The organism is Geobacillus subterraneus (assembly GCF_001618685.1).
Classification (GTDB): domain Bacteria; phylum Bacillota; class Bacilli; order Bacillales; family Anoxybacillaceae; genus Geobacillus; species Geobacillus subterraneus.
In genome coordinates, this window is record NZ_CP014342.1 from 2,401,241 (window position 1) to 2,418,029 (window position 16,789).

Consider the following 16,789-nt stretch of genomic DNA (forward strand, 5'->3'; position numbering starts at 1 on the left):
CCGAGCGTGATCACTCGGCTTTTTTCGTTTTGGAATCGATGATTGTCGGCTGGCGGTGGACATTCGCCGGATCGCGGCGATCTTTCTTGTTGCTGCGGTCGTGCCGGCCATCCGCCGCCTTTTTCTCTACATAATGACCGCCCGGCCGCGACGGACGGGCGTTCCCATGGTTTTTCCCTTTCGGAGAAATCTCTTTGTCCGACGGGGGACTTTCTTTATTTGAATCGGTGTTTTTTCGCTCGTGCAACGGCTGTTTTTCTTTTTTCTGCTGCTTTGGTTTCTGTTCGCCATGCTTTTGTTTCATTTGCGCCGGCTGCTCTAGTTTTTGCCCTTTTACTGGTGATGGTTTCTTTTCCTTCTTTCCGCTTTGTCCTTTCTCTTTGTCTGGCTTGGTGGATGTGGACGAGGCCGGTTTTGCTTTTTTCTCGATCTGCAACAGTTTTCCGGTCGTCATTCCTTGCTCAGCTGCCCGGCTGCGCACTTCCATTGTGCTGTTTGCCGTTTTGATAACGATCCGGTCGTCCGCCACCGACCGCTCGATTTCAGCAAGCTCAGCGGACAGCTTCCGCGCCGAGGAGGCGTTACGCTCTTTTTCCACCGTTGTAATGAGCACTTCGCCGCCTTCCTTTAAATAGCCCTTTTTTTCGCTTAATACAATAATTTGTTCCGCCACCGCAGAAAACGGTTTATTTTTCCATGCAGGGAGCGCAGCGAGCACGTTTTTTCCTTCTTCATTATACGCCTTTAACGTCAATACGTGCAGATCATCGTCGACCCCCGCTTCAATGCTCGGATTAATGTCGATCGACATATATGCGTACACCGCGCCGGAAGGCCACTGAATCCAAGTGGTGACAAGCAGCACGGCCGCTGCCAAAGCGCTCACCAATGCATATCGAAACGAACGACGGTGAAATGGAAAGGTTTTTTTTACTGCACCTGCTTCAATCTCTTCTCCAACTTCATACTCCCCTTCCTTTTTCACCCGGAGAAATTCCCCCTCGGTCGTCAATACGGTGACAAACTCTTCGTCCAATTCCAGCACAATCCCCTTCTTCACGATGGAAGCACCCCTTTTATATAGTCCTTTAAGTAAATATAATCGCCCGCCAAAATGACCGCGACCGCAATAATATATTTTCTGTTTCTCTCAATCGTCTTGCGGCTGACGGACGCCATCGTTTCCAACTGTTTGATCGGCAGCTGTTTTTTTTGAAACAACAGGCCAAGCAGCTCCTCTTTCTCTACGAGGAGTTGGGCTACGCGGATGGCGTTTAGGCGGGCGTCTTTATGTTTTGGCGACTGTTCAACTAAATCGTGAAAATGAATGCCGAATTGTTTCAGCACTTGCTGGTAATGGATGATTTCTTCCCGACGCTGCTCTTGTTCGATTTGCTTGTAAAATTCATCGACAGAGAGCTTGGCGTCCAAGTACGCTTGCGCCGTTTGCTCGCCGTCTTCCTTGTCCTCCGTATACCATACTGCATCCCGTGCTCTCGCCTCTTTCCGAATGTAATCGATAAGGCGCCGTTTAATGAGCAGCTCGGCAAACGAGAGGAAAGAACCTCCTTTATGCGGCGCATATTTCTCAATCGCCTCGTTAAAAGCGATCAACCCGATGCTCGCTTCGTCATCCTCTTCGCGAATGAACCGCTTGCACACGCTCGAAACCGTTTTGGCGATAAACGGCTTATATTGTTGGATGAATTCGTTGCGAAGCGCTTCATTCCCCTGTTGAATTTCCTCAACCGTCCGTTCAAGCGTTCTTTCTCTCTTTTTTAATAATGTGCCAAACATCGATTTCACCCCGCTTATACAAGACGGACTGACGCTTTTTCCTTACACTATTCGTACATAGTAAGGGAAATACGGGCGTCATTCAAGAAAAAAATCATTCCAGGCGGGAGTCTAAACGGATCGGATCGCTGATCTTACTCACCGAACTCGAGAAGTACACGTATACACCTTGCAAAATGATGGATTTTTCCTCGTTCGTCCATATCATCATTTTTCTGTCTATGATGGAGTATATGGTTTCGTTGCCATTCGCATGTAACCGAACGAAAAAGAGGCTTTCCCACCTCTCGGTTCAGGAAAGCCTCTTCTTTTTCAGTTGGCCAATTAACCGACTTTTTCTTCACTTTTAGCTATTTCGTTAAGCGCGCTATGCTTGCGGCCGTAGACAAAGTAAATGACCAAACCAATCAGCAGCCACGAGATAAAACCGATCCATGTCGTCATCGGGAGCTGAAGAACTAAGTAGCCGCAGAACAAGACGGCTAAAATCGGGATGACCGGAACGAACGGGACGCGGAACGCCCGCTTTAAGTTCGGCTGCGTTTTGCGCAGCACAAGAACGCCAATTGAAACGGTAATAAAGGCAAAGAGCGTCCCAATGTTCGTCAGTTCCGCCAGTTTGTTCAGCGGGATGATGCCGGCGAATACCGCTACAGCCGCTCCCGTCAGCCACGTATTGACATACGGCACTTGGCGCGTCGGGCTGATGCGAGCAAACACTTTCGGCAGCAAACCGTCGCGGCTGATCGCATAAAAGAGACGTGTCTGCCCGTAAAGCATGACAAGCAGCACCGTCGTGATGCCTCCGATCGCCCCGAGCGAAATAAAGCCGGCGACCCAGTCTTGATTGATATAGTTTAACGCGAACGCCACCGGGTTTTTTACGTTCAATTGATCGTACGGAACGATGCCCGTCAGCACGAGCGAAACAGCGATGTACAATAACGTGCAGACAAGCAACGACACGATGATGCCAATTGGCATATTGCGTTGCGGGTTGCGCACTTCTTCCGCCGCGGTCGACACCGCATCAAACCCGATGTAAGCGAAAAACACTGTTGCAGCGCCGGTCGCAACACCTGCAAATCCATATGGCATAAACGGCGTCCAGTTTTCCGGCTTGACATACCAAACGCCAACCGCCAAGAAAAGCAAGATGACAGCCACTTTAATAAAAACCACGACCGTATTGAAACGGGCCGATTTTTTCGCACCCATGTTCAGTAAAAACGTAATGAACAAAATAATGAGAATAGCCGGCAAATCGATGATTGTGCCTTTCTCCGGATTATATGCGCTCGTGAGCGCCTTCGGCAGCTCAATGCCAAACCCAGCGAGCAGGCCTTGGAAATAGCCGGACCAGCCGGCGGCGACCGCTGATGAAGCGACCCCATATTCCAAAATCAAGTCCCAACCTAAAATCCAAGCGAACAGTTCACCAAATGTGGCATAGCTATATGTGTACGCGCTTCCCGACACCGGTACGGTCGAAGCAAACTCAGCGTAACAAAGCGCCGCAAACACGCAAGCCAAGGCAGATAAAATAAACGAGAGAACGAGCGCCGGACCGGCATGCTCTGCCGCAGCCACCCCGGTCAGGACGAAAATGCCCGTCCCGATAATGGCACCGATGCCGAGCATCGTTAAGTCGAATGCCCCTAACTCTTTCCGCAGCGAGGCTCCTTTCGCCCCCGATTCGTTTAAAAGCGCCTGAATCGGTTTTTTACGAAACAAATTCATCGGATGTCTCCCCTTGTTGTTTTTTGTAGAAAATTGTCGAATTTGATCGACAGGCACAGTGAGCATTTTACATGATCTTTGTTTTTTTGTAAAGTGCGAAAATAAGAAAAACAGAAAAAAATTTTTTTGTTTTACGCGGTAAAGCAAAAAACATTTCTCTAATAATAACAAAAAAAATCAATTTACAAATTTTTCAGATAAATATATAATGAATGTGTGACAAATTTGTGACAAGAAAGGAGGTTTCCTGACGCTGCCGGCCTTTATGTTCCGTCATCTCATTTGAAAACGCTTTAACAAAGACAGGGAGGGATCCATATGGCAGTAAAAAAACAATCCTTTGCCGAACAGGCAGTTGTTGATTATGAAGCAATCGCCCAATCCGCCTCGTTTCGTGGCCTTATCCGAGAGAAAAAAGCCTTTATTATTCCAGCGACGTTCTTTTTCTTTGCATTTTACCTCATCCTTCCGATCTTGACGTCGTACTCAAAGGTGCTCAACGCGCCAGCAATCGGGCCGGTTAGTTGGGCGTGGCTGTTCGCCTTCGCACAATTTGCCATGACTTGGGCTTTATGCATCCTTTATTCGAAACGGGCTGCCAAGTTTGACGACATCGTTGAACAAGTAAAACAGGAAGCGAAGGAAGGAGGAAACGCTTAATGAACGGATTAGCCTTTTTCCTCTTCCTCGTCATCGTCGCCTTGACGCTTGTCATTACGTACTATGCCTCGAAACGGACGAAAACGACGAGCGATTTTTACACCGCTGACAGCAGCCTAACCGGATGGCAAAATGGACTGGCCATCGCCGGCGATTATATGTCTGCCGCCTCCTTTTTAGGCATTGCCGGCATGATCGCCCTGGCTGGATTTGACGGCTTCTTCTACAGCATCGGTTTCCTTGTTGCCTATCTTGTCGTCCTGTATATCGTCGCCGAGCCGCTTCGCAATCTTGGCAAGTACACGATGGCCGACATGATCGCCGCCCGTTTTGATGATAAAAAAGTGCGCGGTGTCGCCGCCTTGAATACGATCGCCATCTCGACTTTTTATATGATTGCACAACTTGTCGGCGCCGGCGGCCTTATTAAGCTCCTGCTTGGGCTCGATTACATTTATTCCGTCTTGATCGTCGGCATTTTAATGACCGTGTATGTCGTGTTCGGCGGCATGACGGCCACGAGCTGGGTGCAAATCATCAAAGCCGTCTTGTTGATGGTCGGTACGTTTATCATTTCCATCATCGTCTTTGCTAAATTCGACTTCAGCATCGCCAAAATGTTCCACGAGATGAAAACAGCAACACCGCTTGGCGATGCGTTTTTAAACCCGGGCAACAAGTTTAAAAATCCGCTGGACACGATTTCGCTCAACTTGGCGCTCGTCTTAGGGACGGCTGGATTGCCGCACATTTTAATCCGCTTCTTCACCGTCAAAGACGCACCGACTGCGCGCAAGTCAGTCGTTTATGCAACATGGGTTATCGGCATTTTCTATGTTTTAACCATCTTTTTAGGATTTGGCGCTGCTGCGTTTGTCGGTCATGATAACATCGTCGCCGCTGACCCTGCCGGCAATATGGCAGCCCCGCTTCTAGCCGAAGCGCTTGGTGGAGATTTCTTATTTGCTTTTGTTGCCGCGGTTGCCTTTGCCACGATTTTGGCGGTTGTCGCCGGGCTTGTGTTGTCAGCGGCCTCGGCGTTTGCCCACGACTTTTACAGCCATATTTTGCGGCGCGGCCAGGCAACGGAAAAAGAACAAATGCTTGCTGCCCGCTGGGCATCGGTCGGCGTCTCGGTATTATCGATTTTGTTAGCGCTGTTTGCCCAAAAAATGAACGTTGCCTTCCTTGTGTCGCTCGCCTTTGCCGTCGCTGCAAGCGCCAACTTGCCGACGATCGTCTTTACGATCTTCTGGCGTCGCTTTAATACGACAGGAGCCATTACTGGCATGCTCGTTGGCTTGATCAGCGCCCTGTTGCTCGTCTTCTTCAGCCCGAACGTCTGGTCGCCGCAGCCAGGAGCCGCCATTTTCGTTGGCGAACCGCTCTTTAAACTCGCCAATCCAGGCATTATTTCCATTCCGCTCGGTTTTATCGGCGCCATCATCGGAACGCTCGTCTCATCGAAAAAAGCGGACGAAAAGAAATATACCGAAATTGTCGTCAAGGCGAATACTGGGATCGGACGCGTGTAACACAACGAAGAAGGGGCTGATCCAAAACGCGAATGCGTTTTGGGTCAGCCCCAAATTGGCGTTACAACAGTTTGTATAGGTAATATTCATTGACAAATTCTCCGCCCACTCTTAATGATTGAACCCTCTCGCCTTCTAATACGAATCCCATCTTCCTATATAAGTTGAACGCCTTATCGTTCCCTTTCATGACCGTAAGTCCTAATCTCGAAATTCCAACTTCCTTTGCCCACTCAAACGCTTTGTTGAATAGTTTAGTGGCAATGCCCTGTCCTTGATAGTCTTCAAGAACTCCCAAAACAACATTGGCAGAATGTCGATTTCGTTTTACATCGCCTCCTATGACAGCAAGGAACCCGACAAGCTTGTTTTCAGTTTCAGCAACAAAGATCATTTTATTCGGTTCAAACAACATTCTTTCAATCGATTTACTTTGTTGTTCAACCGTTGTTTGCCGTTCGCCAGGCTCAAATAACATAAAACCAGATTCATCAATTTTTTTGCACAACTCCAAGAAATTTTCCGCATCGCTAACGTCAATCGGTCTTATGATCATTTTTTTCTTTTCCCCTTTATGTAAACTCCTTGGAATGCTTATTGAATGCGATCCGCTTTATGCCGTCGTCGCGCAATGGAACAACTTGGCAAACTGTGTATACCGCTCGACTTGGCGGCGGTCGACATCATAGCCGATGCCGGGGGCGTCCGGCACGCGAATCAAGCCGCCTTGCACCTCGACTTCCGGCGTGATAATATCCCGCTCCCAATAATGGGACGACGCGGCGGTATCGCCGGGAAGGGTAAAGTTTTCTAATGTCGTGATGGCGATATTGTGGGCACGCCCAACGCCCGCTTCGAGCATTCCCCCGCACCAGACCGGCACGCCGCGCTCAAGGCAAAGATCATGAATGCGCCTCGCTTCCTCCAATCCGCCGACACGCCCAATTTTGATATTGATGATGCGGCAACTGCCAAGCTCAAGCGCCTTGCGTGCATCGTCATAGGAACGAACGCTTTCATCAAGGCAAAGCGGCGTCTCAAGGAGCGCCTGCAATCGCGCATGATCGATGAGATCGTCAGCTGCCAGCGGCTGTTCGATCATCATCAGCCCAAACTCATCGAGCGCCTGAAGCCGCTTGGCGTCAGCGAGCGTATACGCCGAATTGGCATCCGCCATGAGCGGCACGTCGGGAAACGCGCGCCGCACGTCGCGAATGACATCAACATCCCATCCCGGTTTGATCTTCACTTTGATCCGCCGGTACCCTTGCGCCACATACCGCTCAATCACCTGGAGCAGATCGGCAACCGTCGGCTGGATGCCGATGCTGACGCCGACTTCAATCTCCCTTTTCGTTCCGCCCAATAACCGATAAAGCGGAACGCCAAGCTGCTTCGCATACAAGTCCCACACCGCCCCTTCAAGCGCCGCTTTTGCCATGTTGTTTTGGCGGATGGCGGCAAATCGCTCTGGCAATTCCGCTGGATGCCTAAGCGGCTCCGAAAACAAGAGCGGCACGAGAAACTCTTCAAGCATATGCCAGTTCGTTTTCACCGTTTCCTCGCTGTACCACGGGGCGGAAAACGCAACCGATTCGCCCCAGCCGGAAACGCCATCGCAGTCGACCGCCTCCACTAAAATCAACTCTTTCGTTTGAAACGTGCCGAAGCTCGTTGTAAACGGCGACTTCAACTCCATGTGCAAATGGCGCAATATGACGTACTCAATGCTGATCGTCATTCCTCTTCCCCTTTCTGCGGCAGTCATTCGTTTCTCCTCACCCATATGTAGTGCATCGCCGGCTCCCCGGAACGGCGCCAAGCGCCGGCGGCAATCCAGCCTTCCGTGAGCAACCGCTGAAACAGAGCGCGCGTCGCCAGCCGCCACTCAAGCGCCAGCGCGAGATCCCGCTCTTTCAGCTGCGGAAAGTCAAGCGGAACCGCAGCCAACAACAACGGCGCCGCTGTTTCATCGATGTCTCTCAGCACGGGCCGCAACAGACCGTCAGCCCTTTGACCTGCCTCGAGCACCGTCAGACTTCTGGCCTTGAGAAGATCAGCTTTAGCCAAGCTCCGCTCCCCGGTCGGACGCTCATCAAGCCGCCATTCGACAATGAAGCGGTCGGACGGCAGTTGACCGTTCAACGCGTCATTCATTTCGCCGTAGCAGTTTTCCACATACTCGACGCCAAGGGCCCCAAGCTTCGCCAAGTTCAAATAGCCGTTTCGACTTTGCAACGGGTCATACGTCCAGCGGATGACTCGATAACCGCGCCGCCGCGCTTCTTCGGCTTGCTTCATTTTTAAGCGGTAGCCGATCCCTTGATCGCGAAACGGTTTGGCAATCCCCATCATGTGCGAACAAAGATACACTTCCCCGTTTTGCATTCCAGGAAAACTATAGACAAAGCCGACAAGTTTTCCGTCCGCGTACGCCCCGATCGCAATGCCGCCGTTTTTCACCGCTGTCAACGTTTGGTGAAGCGGGATTGGCGCTGTCCCCCAAACGTCCGCCTCCAACTCAGCCATTTCTTTTAGCTGTTCCATCGTCTCAATGATTTGCAGCGACAGAGGCACGCTCGTTCTCCCCCTGCGGCGCAAACGTCGCAAACGTGTTCATCACAACCCGCGCCAAAATTTCCACGCCGGAAAGCAAATCATCGCGCCGGAACGTCATGTTCGGGTGATGGAGCCCTGGACGCAAGTCGCAGCCCAATCCGAGCATCGTTGTTTTCAGCTCCGGTTTTTTAAAGGAATAAAAATGGAAATCCTCTCCTCCCGACGTCACGACCGGCGGAACGCATTTTTCCGTCCCTAAAGTCGTGATAATCGCCTCCTCCATCAGCCGCACAGCATCTGGATCAGGATCAGCGGCGACGATGCGCGTCCGCTCAACAAGCTCAATATCAGCTCCGTAAATCGCAGCGACCCCATTGATCACATGGCGCAGCCCCTCGACGAGCCGCTCCATCGCCTCGTTCGTTTGCGCCCGCAAATCAAGGGCAAATTCCGCGTAGTCCGGGATCGTGTTCGCATCTTTTTCACCGGCGTGAAACTTCGTCATTTTGATCGACGCTGGCACTTGTGGGTCGATATGAATTTTGCTGAGCTCCTGCACGATGGCGCTGCCGACTTCAATGACATTGACGCCTAGATGAGGCCGCGCTGCGTGCGCCGCCACACCGCGAATCCGTCCTTCAATGCATTGCGCCGCTCCGTGAATGATCGCCGGAGACGCATAACCGCTTTTGACTTCTTGAACCGGCCGCAAATGAACGCCGTACAAAAACGACATTCCATCGACCGCTCCCTTTTCCATCATCTTCAGCGCCCCCGTGCCTTTTTCCTCAGCCGGCTGGAACAAAAACCGGAGCGTCCCCGGCGGCTCATAGCCGATGCGGCGAAGCAGCTTCGCCACCCCGAGCACGATCGTCATATGAGCGTCGTGCCCGCACGCATGGTTCGGCTGCCAAACGCCGTTCACTTCTTGCCAAAGCGCATCCATATCACTGCGCACCCCAACCGTAAACGGTCCGGCGCCGATTTCCGCCACCACGCCCGGACAATCGGCAAACGTCCGCGCCCGATACCCTTCGCGCTCCAACTCTCGGCGAAGAAATTCGGTTGTTTGCCACTCTTCCCAACTGATTTCTGGATGACGATGAAGGTGATCGAAAATCTCCCATAGCTCCGCTTTCATCTGCTGAACAATTTCTTTCATCCCGCTCTCCCCCGCTGTTTAAAATCAATAGAAAAAACATCGTTATATTCATTATAATATTCAAGCAAACAAATACAACGATAGGCAAATGATTGGAAAAAACAACTACACGCAGTTAAGGGCGGCGCTTGACCAGTTGGTTGACGACCTCAGAAAAAATGAGCCCCATCGCAATCGCCCCAGAAATCATGAACGCTTTTGCCGCTAGTGAAATGGCCGCATTGTAATCGTTCATGACAACATGGCGCATCGCCTCAAACGCTGTTCCGCCCGGCACAAGGGGAATAATGCCAGAGACGATAAAAATCGTCGCCGGCGTTCGATAGCGGCGGGCGAACCCGTTGCTTACAAAAGCGACGAAAAACGCCGCTGCAAACGTGGCGGCGACACCGTCCACCCCCGACCGGGCGGCGGCCATATACATCGCCCAGCCGCTCATGCCGACAAATCCGCTGTGCGGCAGCAATCGTTTCGGAATATTGAAAATGACGCCAAACAGCGATGACGCCACAAAGCTAAGCAACAGCTGCACAATCATCATCGGTACTCCCTGCTAACGAATCGATAAAATAAAGGCAATGCCGGTGCCGATCGCAAACGCGGTTAAAAACGCCTCAGCACCGCGCGACAAACCGGCGATCAAATGGCCGGCCATTAAATCGCGCACCGCATTGGTAATCGCCAGCCCCGGCACGAGCGGCATCACCGAGCCAATCATCATGTTTCCTACGTCCCTGACAAATCCGGCACTTTCCATCAACAGCACGATCCCACCGGCGACAAAAGCGGCAAAAAATTCAGCGAAGAATCGGATTTTCACGAACCGATGCATCATTTCAAAACACCAAAACGCCATTCCACCAGAAAGAAGGGAAGGGAGAAAATGATTCATGCCGCCTAACAGCGAGGCAAAACAAGCGCTCGCCGCCGCTGCGGCAGCGGTTTGCTGCCAAAGCGGATAACCGAGTGGCAGCTGCTGAACGCGTTCCAGTTCTTTGCGCGCTCCGTCGAGCGACAGTTCGCCGCTGCTGATGCGGCGGGAAATGTGGTTGACAAGCGCCACCTTGGATAAATCGGTCGAACGCTCGGAAATGCGAATAAACCGTGTTACATTCGTTCCCTCAACGGAAAACATGATGCCCGTTGGGGTCACATAGCTGTGTGAGCGGGAAACACCGAACGAAGCGGCGATGCGCCCCATCGTATCTTCCACCCGGTACGTCTCCCCACCGCTTTCAAGCATCAATTTTCCCGCTAATAAACAAACATCAACAATGTCATCCACCCGCTCCGTCATGACCGGTTTGCTCCTTTCGTTTTCGCCCGGCATGGCATTGGCCGGTGCCCCCTTATCCCGTCAGCCCCACTAGGCGCTCATCGCAAAAACAAACTCCCACCAAACGGATTGGCAGGAGTCGCCTTGGATATCGTCGTTACCAAACTTATTTCCATTATACCAAACAGGCGGCTAACTGCCAAACCGTGAAGGGAATCTCACCGTTTCCCTTTCTTTCCTATTTTTCTGCTTCTTTCGCCTGATTTTTCGCGCCTACAGTCGAAAACAGACGGGTCAACTGCGAAAACGTTATAACGAAACCCAAAGCAAAAGGAGGAACGATGGTGATGAACAAGCGATTTTCGCTCCCTCGCATACTATCAACAAGCGCACTTGCCGCTGCTGTTGCGCTCACTCCTTACAGCCCGGCGGTGTTCGCCAGCACAGGAATCGAGGGGAAAACAGACGGCAACACGGCAACCGAAGCAGATGCCGGTGTCAACCACGACGTCCCGGTTTTGTTGCCAGGCGACTTTTTCTACTTTGTCAAAACCATGATGGAAAAAATCGAACTTGCCCTCACGTTTGACGATGCGGAAAAGGCGAAACGGCTCGCTGAATTCGCTGAAGAGCGGCTAGCCGAAGCAAAGGCGCTGCTTGAACGCGGAGACGTCGAGCAAGCAAAAGAAGTGCTCGCCAATGCCCTGAAACAACAAGATCAAGCATGGAATGTGTATGAAAAAACAAAACAAGCGGATGAACCAAGCGGGGAAACCGCAAAACCTGATGCCGAAGCATTGCGCCAACAGCTGGAAGAAAAATTTTCGCAAAACATCACGGCCTTGCAAGCCGCACTTGAACGGGTGAAAAACCCGCGCGCCAAAGAGGTGCTCGCCCGCAACATTGAAAAAGCGAAACAAAAACTGGAAGCCAAAATAGAAAAACGGTTGGCGAAACAGGCAGAACAAAGCAGCCAAGTAGAGGAAATAGGCGATGAACAAACAGCACCGACAGCACCGGCCGGCGAAACGGAGGAAGCGAAAAACGAGAGCGCACCAACGGCTCCTGAATCCATCGAAACAGAAAAGCCAGCCGCTGCACCGGTGGAAGACGATACAGCGGTTCGTCTAGATGAACAAACGAACACCGCCCCCAAAGCAGACACGAAATCGTCGCTGACGCGAGCCATAAAAGCGGAAGCAAAGGGCAGTGTCCGCCAAGGTGTCGCCGCGAGCGCCAAAGCAAACGGCCGGGAACATCAAGCAGCGGCAGCCGGAAAGCAGCAAGCAGCGTTCCGCGCCTCTGTCTCTGTTTCACAACCTCCGAAACAAACAGCCAAACCGCAGGTGAAAAACGACCATTCGCCGGCCCATAGAAAACAAGACAAGGAAGAAAAGAACAAAAAATAAGTTCCGTTTTGAAGCTGTTGCTAAAGCAAGGGCTGTTTTCCGAAGCGAACGGGAAACAGCCCTTTCTCCTTGACAATAATGGACATCGTCGTTCCATTGTTCTTTCACCTCCGCCTTAACCGCTCGCTTCCTTGCTCTTGCTTTGCTTATTCAGAATATTTGCCATGCTGGTAAATCCCTAGCTAATCACTTCGCGAATCACAATCGCTCGGTCAAACGCCTCGATGCTATAGCGAATAATCAAATGCGCCTTGATTGCCGCCGGCAATCCATCGCGCAGGGCAAAGCCAACAGTGCTTCCCCATGCCTCGCCCTCCTTACGTCTACTTGCAGTATACGAATGAATCACTCACCTGGTTTTCACGCCAATGACCCGCAAACGCCCCGGCTCAATCCAAGCAAATACTTCCCCTTCTCCTGCATCCTCGCCATCCGCGTGGATCGGGACAGGAGCGGCAGGGCGGATGCGCACGTTCCGACCAGTGAACACGCAAACTTCTTTCATTCGTACATGCCCGCCCCAAAATACGGTTAAAAACAGCGCAAGAATTTTCCAACGCGGCATCGGCCCGACGACCGTCACATGAAGCAAGCCGTCATCGGCCCGGACGGACGGAGCGATGCGCATTCCCCCACCGTAGTATGGGTGATTCGAAACCGTTGCCAGCCAGGCCTTCAAAAACGAATAATTCTGTCCATCCACACAAATATCAAGGTCAACCGGTTGATAGCGAAACAACTCTCTTACTAAATAAAACACATAAATGAACGAACCGAGTCCAAAACGATTCAGCCTCCCTTTCCATTTTGAACGGTTGGCCATGCGGGCGATATGGGCGTCAAAACCGCAGCCGATGCTGTTGGCAAACACGCCGTCGGGCACGGCGCTGCTGGCAAAACGGCCGAGATCGAAAGACAAAACCCTGCCTAGCCGAACGTCACTCAACAGCCGTTGGAGCGCCTGTTTCGATGTTCGGGCAAGCCGGAAGCCGCGGACAAAGTCGTTTCCCGTTCCGGCCGGAATGCAGCCAATCGCAACGTGCGGAAACGAACCCGCTCCGTTCACCACTTCATGCACGGTCCCATCGCCCCCGACCGCCGCAATCACCGTCGGCTCGACGCTTTCCTCGCCGATTCGTCGGGCGATTTCCTTTCCTTCTCCCTTTCGGCTCGTCCAATATGCCTGATAGGCGATTCCTTCCCGATCCAGCAGCGGTTGCAGCTGCTTCCAAATGGACACGGACCGGCCGTTTTTGGCGGCTGGATTGATCATGAAATAAAGGTTCATCCTCTTCCCCCATTCATAACCCCTTTTCTTACCTATTGGCGGTTGGTTTCATTTTTCCTCTCGTCGAAATGAGAAAAATCCGAACCCGCAAACCGGATTCGGATCAGTCATCATTCCTCACCGATAATTTTCACTTCCAGCTCTAAATCAACTCCGAACTTCTCCTTTACGGTTTTGCGCACCATGTCGATCGTCGCGATGTAATCGGCAGCCGTCGCATTGTTTTTGTTAATGATGAATCCGGCGTGCTTCGTCGACACTTCCGCACCGCCGAATCCTTTTCCCTGAAGGCCGCTGTCTTGGATGAGCTTGCCGGCAAAATAGCCCGGCGGACGCTTAAACACGCTTCCGACCGACGGATACTCAAGCGGCTGTTTCGATTCGCGCTGAAAGGTTAAATCATCCATTTTCGCCTTGATTTGTGCATAGTCGCCCGGCTGCAGGGAAAAGACGACTTCAAGCACAATATCATGCGTCCGGCTGATGATGCTTGTTCGATAACCGAGCTCCAGTTCCTCGTTTGTCAATGTTTTCAACTCGCCGGCGAGCGTCGCCACCTTGACATGGTCAAGCACATCTTTCACTTCCCCGCCGTACGCTCCGGCGTTCATCATAATCGCCCCGCCGACCGATCCCGGAATGCCGCAGGCGAACTCCAACCCGGTGAGGTGTTGTTCGAGCGCGAACCGCGACACCGCTTTAATATCCGCCCCGCTTTGTGCGATCACGTTGTTTCCTTCACGCCAAATGCGGTTCAAATGCTTCAGCTGCATGACAATGCCGCGCAGCCCGCCATCGCGGATGATGACGTTCGAACCGTTGCCAAGAAGCGTAAACGGCAGGCCGTACTCTTCTTTCAGCCGCAACACCTCAATGACCTGCTCGTACGTCTCCGGCCAGACGAGAAAATCGGCCTTGCCGCCGATCCGCACCAATGTATGGTTTTTCATCGGCTCATCGCGAAGGACATTTCTTTCTCCACAAATCTCTACGAGTCTTTGATAAATCTGTTCCGCATGTTCCATCGTTCTGTCACCTTCTTTACTTCTTCCGTGCCGCTTGGCGGCATTCATTCCACATCGTTTCCATTATCGCTGGAATCGCGTCGCATATCAAGTGGGCAATGTTCCTTATTCTGTTTTATTCCGGACCAGGAGAAAAGGTGACGTTCGAAGGAAGACGAGATGTTTATGCCTCTTTCAATATGGAAAAGATGATAACAATCAATCATAGTGTAGGAGGGAGTCCATTGTACGACACGTTAGCGGAAGTCAGCGCCATTCTCGGCCGGTCGAAAGAGGCGCTCAGCCAGTTTCAAGCGATTTTAGAGCCGACGATTGAAAAGGCCGCGGACGACCATGAACGGCTGTATTGGCATCATATTTACGAAGAAGAGGAACACCGGTTTGACCGTTTGACCGCCTTGCTTCCAAAGTTGGAGGAGGCATTGGCGGACGAAGCATTCTTATCGCGGGAAAACGGCGACTTTTTGCGCCTGTTGCAAGATATCAGCCTTGAAAAATTCGGCTTGCACAACTTTTTGGAGCATCTCGATTTGTCCCTCTTCCACTATAAAGGGACGGAACATGAACCACCCATTACGGCACTGCGCGACATGACCGCTGCGGACTACCAGCGGATGAAAGCCGCTCTCGAAACGCTCAATCGCGCGCTGGACGTGCCGGTTTCCTTCGCCGCCGCAACACCGACGGATGAAAAAGAAAATCAAAAAGAGCATTTGAAGCTAGCGCAATACGCCGCCCCGCCCGCCGCGTCGCCCCCCATCCGTCCACAAGAAGGGACACGGCGTCAGCTGACGGTTGGCAGCTTAAAAAACAGATAAGGAAGGAGAGAGCTATGGACAAAACAAAACTATACCCGGAAGCCCCGCTCACGAGCAGCCAATGGAGCGAGCTTGACGAAATGGTCATTGAAACGGCGCGCCGCCAGCTCGTCGGACGTAGGTTTATCGATTTGTACGGTCCGCTTGGCGAAGGCGTCCAGTCGGTCGCCAACGATATTTATATGAACCCGGAACAGGGGGACATGAGCTTCCACGGCAAAGAGCTGAGCCTTTCCGAGCCGGCGCGCCGCGTGCATTTAACGATCCCGCTTTTGTATAAAGACTTTATTTTGTACTGGCGTGACATTGAACAGGCGAAACAGCTCGGCAGCCCGATCGACTTTTCCGCCGCCGCCAACGCCGCCCAGCAGTGCGCGCTGCTCGAGGACGATTTGATTTTCAATGGTTCAACTGAATTTGATGTGCCGGGCATTATGAACGTCAAAGGAAAAATCGCCCACATTCGCAGCGATTGGATGAAATCGGGCAACGCCTTTACTGACGTCGTCGAAGCACGCAACAAGCTGCTTCAGCTCGGCCATACCGGCCCATACGCGCTCGTCTTGTCGCCGGAATTGTATGCGTTGATCCACCGCGTCCATGAAGGAACGCACGTGCTTGAAATTGAGCACATCCGCGAGCTGATGACCGCCGGCATTTACCAAACTCCGGTCATTAAAGGCAAACGCGGGGTCGTCATTGACACAGGGCGGCAAAACATCGACCTCGCTGTTGCCGTCGATGTGCAAACCGCGTTTTTAGATACGGAAAACATGAACTACTTGTTCCGTGTCTACGAATCGGTTGTGCCGCGCATCAAACGGCCGAGCGCCATCTGTACGCTTGAAGATCCAGCCGGGGCCTCGTAATTTCTCTTTTCAGGGAAAGAGGGGACACATTAGCGGGAGGCTGGCTAGACATGGGCCAAAGCGTCCGAAGGCGATTCAATAGCCACATCCGCTGCTTGCAACAATCGAAACGCCCAGCGGATTTACAAACCGCTGGGCGTCTTGCTAGTTGGCCATCAAGCCGTGCGGGCTGCTTGGTCTTGAACGTTCGAAACGAGCAGCGACAATTCGGGGCTGAGCGCCTCAACACCGATGTCATCGATAATCATTTTCGCTTCCTGCCAAAAATGGACGGTATAGCTGCCTTGATAAATATCGAACAGCCGTTTTAAATAGCGCCGCTTGTTGTTGATGGCTTCCCGTTTATAAGCGGCGTTGTTCAGCTCACGAATTTTTTTATGTTCAGGCGCAGAGATGACGCTGATGTCATGAACGTTGACGATGAGCCGTTCCCCTTGTTCGGTCACAAAACCGACCGAATAGTATTGGGCGCCTAGTTGATCGATATGAACGATGCAGACGTTTCGATATTCTTCGCCGGAACGGAGGCGGAGAAGCGCCGCTTCCACCGCGCCGCCGACTTTTCGCTCGTTGGCCAAAATCGCTTTCATATCGCGCAGTCCGTTCATCGGAATGCCCATGGTGTCTCCCCCTTGTCCCTAGCCAAGATGG

General features: G+C 52.0%; 17 protein-coding genes. 5 read left to right on the forward strand and 12 right to left on the reverse strand.

The window, feature by feature from the left end:
- Positions 1-10: 10 nt before the first annotated feature.
- The 3 genes from GS3922_RS11755 to GS3922_RS11765 form a co-directional block, all read right to left on the reverse strand.
- Positions 11-1,060 carry an anti-sigma factor domain-containing protein gene (locus GS3922_RS11755; protein ID WP_063166519.1) on the reverse strand — a complete coding sequence of 350 codons (1,050 nt, stop codon included), beginning with the start codon at positions 1,058-1,060 and terminating at the stop codon, positions 11-13.
- The gene (gene sigI, locus GS3922_RS11760; RefSeq protein ID WP_063166520.1) at positions 1,057-1,797 is read right to left on the reverse strand and encodes an RNA polymerase sigma factor SigI; all 741 of its coding nucleotides are present in this window, start codon (positions 1,795-1,797) and stop codon (positions 1,057-1,059) included. Before sigI ends, GS3922_RS11755 begins: the two co-directional genes overlap by 4 nt.
- 324 nt (positions 1,798-2,121) lie before the next feature.
- Positions 2,122-3,537, reverse strand: coding sequence for a branched-chain amino acid transporter BcaP (locus GS3922_RS11765; RefSeq protein ID WP_063166521.1), 1,416 nt, complete (start codon positions 3,535-3,537; stop codon positions 2,122-2,124).
- Positions 3,538-3,855: 318 nt separating this feature from the next.
- Between GS3922_RS11765 and GS3922_RS11770 the strand changes: the two genes are divergently transcribed.
- A complete protein-coding gene (locus GS3922_RS11770; protein ID WP_063166522.1) occupies positions 3,856-4,197 on the forward strand; it encodes a DUF485 domain-containing protein in 342 nt (113 codons plus the stop codon).
- On the forward strand, positions 4,197-5,732 hold the full coding sequence (locus GS3922_RS11775) for a solute symporter family protein (RefSeq protein WP_063166523.1): 1,536 nt from the start codon (positions 4,197-4,199) through the stop codon (positions 5,730-5,732). Before GS3922_RS11770 ends, GS3922_RS11775 begins: the two co-directional genes overlap by 1 nt.
- A 61-nt stretch (positions 5,733-5,793) precedes the next feature.
- Here the strand turns inward: GS3922_RS11775 and GS3922_RS11780 are convergent, their stop codons facing one another.
- The 6 genes from GS3922_RS11780 to GS3922_RS11805 all read right to left on the reverse strand — a co-directional run bounded on the left by GS3922_RS11780 (position 5,794) and on the right by GS3922_RS11805 (position 10,750).
- Positions 5,794-6,288 carry a GNAT family N-acetyltransferase gene (locus tag GS3922_RS11780; RefSeq protein ID WP_063166524.1) on the reverse strand — a complete coding sequence of 165 codons (495 nt, stop codon included), beginning with the start codon at positions 6,286-6,288 and terminating at the stop codon, positions 5,794-5,796.
- A 57-nt stretch (positions 6,289-6,345) separates the two neighbouring features.
- Positions 6,346-7,473 (reverse strand): o-succinylbenzoate synthase, encoded by a 1,128-nt coding sequence (menC, locus tag GS3922_RS11785; protein ID WP_063166525.1) that lies wholly within the window; start codon positions 7,471-7,473, stop codon positions 6,346-6,348.
- Between the two features lie 23 nt (positions 7,474-7,496).
- A complete protein-coding gene (locus tag GS3922_RS11790; protein ID WP_063166526.1) occupies positions 7,497-8,309 on the reverse strand; it encodes a GNAT family N-acetyltransferase in 813 nt (270 codons plus the stop codon).
- On the reverse strand, positions 8,284-9,453 hold the full coding sequence (locus tag GS3922_RS11795; protein ID WP_063166527.1) for a M20 peptidase aminoacylase family protein: 1,170 nt from the start codon (positions 9,451-9,453) through the stop codon (positions 8,284-8,286). Before GS3922_RS11795 ends, GS3922_RS11790 begins: the two co-directional genes overlap by 26 nt.
- Before the next feature lie 115 nt (positions 9,454-9,568).
- Complete coding sequence (locus tag GS3922_RS11800) at positions 9,569-9,994, reverse strand: threonine/serine exporter family protein (protein ID WP_020279520.1); 426 nt, start codon at positions 9,992-9,994, stop codon at positions 9,569-9,571.
- Positions 9,995-10,006: 12 nt separating this feature from the next.
- On the reverse strand, positions 10,007-10,750 hold the full coding sequence (locus GS3922_RS11805; RefSeq protein ID WP_063167400.1) for a threonine/serine exporter family protein: 744 nt from the start codon (positions 10,748-10,750) through the stop codon (positions 10,007-10,009).
- Between the two features lie 326 nt (positions 10,751-11,076).
- Between GS3922_RS11805 and GS3922_RS11810 the strand changes: the two genes are divergently transcribed.
- The gene (locus GS3922_RS11810; protein WP_225995649.1) at positions 11,077-12,138 is read left to right on the forward strand and encodes a DUF5667 domain-containing protein; all 1,062 of its coding nucleotides are present in this window, start codon (positions 11,077-11,079) and stop codon (positions 12,136-12,138) included.
- Between the two features lie 349 nt (positions 12,139-12,487).
- Here the strand turns inward: GS3922_RS11810 and GS3922_RS11815 are convergent, their stop codons facing one another.
- On the reverse strand, positions 12,488-13,426 hold the full coding sequence (locus GS3922_RS11815) for a diacylglycerol/lipid kinase family protein (RefSeq protein WP_063166529.1): 939 nt from the start codon (positions 13,424-13,426) through the stop codon (positions 12,488-12,490).
- Between the two features lie 110 nt (positions 13,427-13,536).
- Positions 13,537-14,451, reverse strand: coding sequence for a UDP-N-acetylmuramate dehydrogenase (gene murB / locus GS3922_RS11820; protein ID WP_063166530.1), 915 nt, complete (start codon positions 14,449-14,451; stop codon positions 13,537-13,539).
- Positions 14,452-14,675: 224 nt separating this feature from the next.
- Here murB and GS3922_RS11825 point away from each other — a divergent pair, with 224 nt between their 5' ends.
- Both GS3922_RS11825 and GS3922_RS11830 read left to right on the forward strand, forming a co-directional pair.
- Positions 14,676-15,269 carry an IMEF encapsulin system ferritin-like cargo protein gene (locus GS3922_RS11825; RefSeq protein WP_063166531.1) on the forward strand — a complete coding sequence of 198 codons (594 nt, stop codon included), beginning with the start codon at positions 14,676-14,678 and terminating at the stop codon, positions 15,267-15,269.
- A gap of 14 nt (positions 15,270-15,283) precedes the next feature.
- Positions 15,284-16,138, forward strand: coding sequence for a family 1 encapsulin nanocompartment shell protein (locus tag GS3922_RS11830; RefSeq protein WP_063166532.1), 855 nt, complete (start codon positions 15,284-15,286; stop codon positions 16,136-16,138).
- Between the two features lie 155 nt (positions 16,139-16,293).
- On the opposite strand, the gene GS3922_RS11835 is transcribed toward GS3922_RS11830, so the two are convergent.
- Positions 16,294-16,758 (reverse strand): hypothetical protein, encoded by a 465-nt coding sequence (locus tag GS3922_RS11835; RefSeq protein WP_063166533.1) that lies wholly within the window; start codon positions 16,756-16,758, stop codon positions 16,294-16,296.
- Between the last annotated feature and the right edge of the window lie 31 nt (positions 16,759-16,789).

Coding starts and splice junctions, on each gene's coding strand:
- GS3922_RS11830 (WP_063166532.1), top strand. CDS start 15,284: ATGGACAAAACAAAACTATACCCGGAAGCCCCGCTCACGAGCAGCCAA.
- GS3922_RS11775 (WP_063166523.1), top strand. CDS start 4,197: ATGAACGGATTAGCCTTTTTCCTCTTCCTCGTCATCGTCGCCTTGACG.
- GS3922_RS11810 (WP_225995649.1), top strand. CDS start 11,077: ATGAACAAGCGATTTTCGCTCCCTCGCATACTATCAACAAGCGCACTT.
- GS3922_RS11800 (WP_020279520.1), bottom strand. CDS start 9,994: ATGATGATTGTGCAGCTGTTGCTTAGCTTTGTGGCGTCATCGCTGTTT.
- GS3922_RS11765 (WP_063166521.1), bottom strand. CDS start 3,537: ATGAATTTGTTTCGTAAAAAACCGATTCAGGCGCTTTTAAACGAATCG.
- GS3922_RS11780 (WP_063166524.1), bottom strand. CDS start 6,288: ATGATCATAAGACCGATTGACGTTAGCGATGCGGAAAATTTCTTGGAG.
- GS3922_RS11770 (WP_063166522.1), top strand. CDS start 3,856: ATGGCAGTAAAAAAACAATCCTTTGCCGAACAGGCAGTTGTTGATTAT.
- GS3922_RS11805 (WP_063167400.1), bottom strand. CDS start 10,750: ATGACGGAGCGGGTGGATGACATTGTTGATGTTTGTTTATTAGCGGGA.
- GS3922_RS11795 (WP_063166527.1), bottom strand. CDS start 9,453: ATGAAAGAAATTGTTCAGCAGATGAAAGCGGAGCTATGGGAGATTTTC.
- sigI (WP_063166520.1), bottom strand. CDS start 1,797: ATGTTTGGCACATTATTAAAAAAGAGAGAAAGAACGCTTGAACGGACG.
- GS3922_RS11835 (WP_063166533.1), bottom strand. CDS start 16,758: ATGGGCATTCCGATGAACGGACTGCGCGATATGAAAGCGATTTTGGCC.
- GS3922_RS11815 (WP_063166529.1), bottom strand. CDS start 13,426: ATGAACCTTTATTTCATGATCAATCCAGCCGCCAAAAACGGCCGGTCC.
- murB (WP_063166530.1), bottom strand. CDS start 14,451: ATGGAACATGCGGAACAGATTTATCAAAGACTCGTAGAGATTTGTGGA.
- menC (WP_063166525.1), bottom strand. CDS start 7,473: ATGACGATCAGCATTGAGTACGTCATATTGCGCCATTTGCACATGGAG.